General features: G+C 42.0%; 1 protein-coding gene. It reads left to right on the top strand.

Going from position 1 to position 693, the window contains the following annotated elements:
- Window positions 1-693, top strand: a 693-nt coding sequence (locus ACFO8Q_RS22860) for a DUF6531 domain-containing protein (protein WP_380029480.1), incomplete at both ends; no start/stop codon positions are given.

The raw sequence follows: 693 nt of genomic DNA on the forward strand, positions 1-693 counted from the left end.
GGAATTTCAATATTATGTTCAAACGATAAAGAGACTTGGGAAGCATGAAGTACGAAGTGCTTTTCAGGCGCCGCTGGTTCTAACCCGTTATATAGTCCGTGAAGGGACTTTCTTAAGCTCTGTTTCTTCATTCTATTACTCTAATGCAGGCCGTTATCATGAAATATCTCAGTTAAATAAAATTCCGAATCCGAACTTGTTACGTGTGGGGTGGCATCTGTTAATAAAAGATCCGCTTCGCAGCGGAATTCCCGCACCCGGATATGGAGTTCCGCCTAAGGTTGTAGCGAATAAGAATGGACAGAATGCCCAAGCAACGGGAGGAGACCCGGTTAATACAATCACAGGGAACTTTTTCTACAGTCATAAAGATCTTGAGGTGAAAGGAAAAGTTCCAATTGCTTTCGAGAGAACGTATAACTCGCAAGATCGCACATTGGGTCCTTTGGGTAACAGTTGGGCGTTTTCCTATAATTCCCGAATTCTGTTTTATAGCGATAATGAAAATGAAGTAGGAGTTCTGCGACCTGACGGCAAACGTGACTTTTACACCAAAAATCCGGATGGAACATTTACCGGACAATTTGGCTCCCATGATCTCTTGCGTCAAAATCCGGACAAAACCTATTCGTTGATCACAAAGCAAAATATAAGTTATGAATTCGAAGAAACGGGTAAGTTGAAAGAGATCAG

Source organism: Effusibacillus consociatus (genome assembly GCF_042652925.1).
Classification (GTDB): domain Bacteria; phylum Bacillota; class Bacilli; order Tumebacillales; family Effusibacillaceae; genus Effusibacillus; species Effusibacillus consociatus.